At 68.9% G+C, this 3,013-nt stretch carries 3 protein-coding genes; 1 reads left to right on the top strand and 2 read right to left on the bottom strand.

Annotated elements, in window-relative coordinates; translation table 11 throughout:
* Positions 1 to 237 precede the first annotated feature (237 nt).
* Complete coding sequence (locus tag VFM98_RS17180) at positions 238 to 1,179, bottom strand: LysR substrate-binding domain-containing protein (RefSeq protein WP_325111119.1); 942 nt, start codon at positions 1,177 to 1,179, stop codon at positions 238 to 240.
* A 118-nt stretch (positions 1,180 to 1,297) separates the two neighbouring features.
* Here VFM98_RS17180 and VFM98_RS17175 point away from each other — a divergent pair, with 118 nt between their 5' ends.
* Positions 1,298 to 1,939: an FMN-dependent NADH-azoreductase gene (locus VFM98_RS17175; RefSeq protein ID WP_325111118.1), complete on the top strand. Its 642-nt coding sequence runs from the start codon at positions 1,298 to 1,300 to the stop codon at positions 1,937 to 1,939.
* Between the two features lie 150 nt (positions 1,940 to 2,089).
* On the opposite strand, the gene VFM98_RS17170 is transcribed toward VFM98_RS17175, so the two are convergent.
* On the bottom strand, positions 2,090 to 3,013 hold a 924-nt coding region (locus tag VFM98_RS17170), incomplete at its 5' end, for a sulfate ABC transporter substrate-binding protein (protein WP_325111117.1).

Raw genomic sequence — 3,013 nt, 5'->3', positions numbered from 1 at the left:
GGCATGGCACGCGAGTTCGGCTGGGAAGACAGCGCGCTGCAGTACCTGGATGTGTACCAGGCGGCGGGGGTGGTGGTGGATGGCGGAAAGGCGAGCGAGCTTGCAGCGCGATAAGGCGCATGCGACGATGCGGGCGGTTTTGTAGGCTGGTGGTGAACCGCGCCGACAGGCGCGCGTGAACCCCAGCTTCGCTGCGCTCGCTGATCGCTGGGCTTTCGCTGTCGCTCCAGCACCAGCCTACGAATCCAGCTTTGCCCGCGGCAGATCGGCCGCGCCGGCGATGCTCTCCCCGATGACGTTCTCGCCCAGGAAATCCAGCAGCCGCCGCACCGCCGGCACCATGCCGCGGCGCGAGGGATAGACCGCCAGCACGCGCGCCACCGGCGGCGCCCAGCCCGGGAGCACCGGCACCAGATCGCCGCGCCGCATCTCCTCGCGGCACAGGTAGTCCGGCAGCACGGACATGCCGGTGCCCTGCAGCACCGCGTACTTCAAAGCCATCAGGTCGTCGGCCGTGTAGACCGGCCGGTGCTGCAGTTCGTAATGCGCGTCCCGCGGCCCATCGAGGTGCCAGTTCGCGCGCCCGTCCGCGGCCGACATGGCCACCGTGGGCAGGTGGTGCAGCGCCTCCACGTTGGCCGGGGTGCCGAAGCGTTGCAGCAGCTGAGGGCTGGCCACCAGCACGCCATGCGTCTCGCCCAGGTTCTTGATCACCAGCGTGCCACTGTCGTCGACGCTGGAGCGCACCCGCAGCGCCACGTCCACGCCCTCCTGCACCAGGTCGATCACGCGGTTGGTGACCTGCATGTCGATGCGCACCTGCGGGTGCGCCGCCAGGAAGCGCGGCAGCAGCGGGCCGATGGTGGTCTGCGCCAGGGTCACGGGGCAGGTGATGCGCACCGTGCCGCGCGGCTCGGTCTGCACGTGCATCACGGCTTCCTCGGCCGCCTCGGCCTGCTCGCGCACGGCGACGCAGTGGCGGTGGTAGGTCTCGCCGGCCGGCGTCAGCGACAGCTTGCGCGTCGTGCGATGCAGCAGGCGCACGCCCAGGCGGGCTTCCAGGTCGGCGATGCGGCGCGACAGGCGCGACTTCGGCAGCTTCAGCGCCCGGCCCGCGGCGGCGAAACCGCCCTGGTCCACCACCTCGGCGAAGAACAGCATGTCGTTCAGGTCCTGCATGGATCGTCCTATGAATGGAACAATCTAACCCGAAATTGGGGTCTTATCAATGCAGCAGTGCGTCCTGACAATACATTCCTCGGCCGATCCCCTCCCGGCCCCTTCCCTGGAGACCCGAATGAAACTGCTGCACATCGATTCCAGCCCGCTGGGCGCCAACTCCGTCTCGCGCGAACTGACGCGCCGCATCGTGGCCCGCTGGCAGGCCACCCACCCCGGCACGGTCGTCGAGCACCTCGACCTGGCGGTGGATGCGCCGACGCACCTGAACGGCGACTCGCTGGGCTTCCGCCTCGGCTACGAGGACGCGAGCCTGACCGAAGCGCAGCGGCGCGAGAACGCCGTCTCCGAGCGGCTGGTGAGCCAGTTCCTGGCCGCGGACGTGGTGGTGATCGGCGCGCCCATGTACAACTTCACCATCCCGAGCCAGCTCAAGGCCTGGATCGACCGCGTCGCGCAGGCGGGCCGCACCTTCAAGTACACCGAGGCGGGCCCGGTGGGCCTGGCCGGCGGCAAGACGGTGATCGTGGCCTCCACCCGCGGTGGCGCCTACGCCTCGGCGCCGCAGATGGACCACCAGGAAAGCTACCTGCGCACCATCCTCGCCTTCTTCGGCGTGACCGACGTGCGCTTCGTGCGCGCCGAAGGCATGGCGATGGGCGACACGGCCAAGGCCGCCGGCCTCGCCTCCGCCGAAGCCGACATCGCCGCGCACGCGAGCGAAGCCGCGAACGAAGGCCGGACGGCGATACGGGCGTAAGGGATACAGACCAAGACCAACTGCCGGACGCAAAGGGCGCAAAGGTACGCAAAGGACGCAAAAGAAATCCCTTCAAGGTTTCCTTGTCTTTTTTGCGCCCTTTGCGTTTCTTTCGCGTCCTTTGCGTCCGGCGGTTCGGTTCCTCGGCCCCTACTTCCGCGCGAACACCTGGTCGAAGCTGGCGCCTTCGGCGAAGTGGGCCTTGTCCGCACTGGCCCAGCCGCCGAAGGCCTGCTCGATGGTGAAGAGCTCCAGCTTCGGGAACTGCTTCGCGTACTTCGCCTGCGCGGCTTTCGAAACGGCCGGGCGGTAGAAGTTCTTGCCGATGATGTCCTGCCCTTCCTCGGTGTAGAGGTACTTCAGGTACTCCTCGGCGATGGCGCGCGTGCCGCGCCGGTCGACGTTGCGGTCCACCACCGCCACCGGCGGCTCGGCCAGGATCGACAGCGACGGGTACACGAGGTCGAACTTGCCGGCGAACTCCTTCTGCAGCAGCCAGGCCTCGTTCTCCCAGGCGAGCAGCACGTCGCCCTGGTTGCGCTGCGCGAAGGTGATCGTCGCGCCGCGCGCGCCCGTGTCGAGCACCGGCACGTTCGCGAACAGCCGCGCGACGAAGTCGCGCCCGCCGGCGTCGCCGCCGTGCTTGCGCCGGCCGTACTCCCACGCCGCCAGGTAGTTCCAGCGCGCGCCGCCGGAGGTCTTGGGATTGGGCGTGATCACTGACACGCCGGGGCGCACCAGGTCCTCCCAGTCGCGCACGTTCTTCGGGTTGCCCTTGCGCACCACCAGCACGATGGTCGACGTGTAGGGCGCGGCGCGATGGGGCAGGCGCTGCTGCCAGTCCTTCGCCACCCAGCCGCCGTGGTTCACGAGCGCATCGATGTCGCCGCCCAGGGCCAGCGTGACCACGTCGGCCTGCAGCCCGTCGAGGACCGAGCGGGCCTGCTTGCCCGAGCCGCCATGCGACTGCTTCACCTGCACGTCCTGGCCCGTGCGGCCCTTCCAGTACTTCGCGAAGGCCTGGTTGAACTCCACGTACAGCTCGCGCGTGGGGTCGTAGGAGACATTGAGCAG

The sequence above is a fragment of the Ramlibacter sp. genome (assembly GCF_035706265.1).
Lineage (GTDB): Bacteria > Pseudomonadota > Gammaproteobacteria > Burkholderiales > Burkholderiaceae_C > Ramlibacter.
The sequence above is the reverse complement of the archived record's forward strand: the minus strand, read 5'-3'. Positions and strand labels throughout refer to the sequence as shown.

Coding starts and splice junctions, on each gene's coding strand:
- VFM98_RS17180 (WP_325111119.1), bottom strand. CDS start 1,179: ATGCAGGACCTGAACGACATGCTGTTCTTCGCCGAGGTGGTGGACCAG.
- VFM98_RS17175 (WP_325111118.1), top strand. CDS start 1,298: ATGAAACTGCTGCACATCGATTCCAGCCCGCTGGGCGCCAACTCCGTC.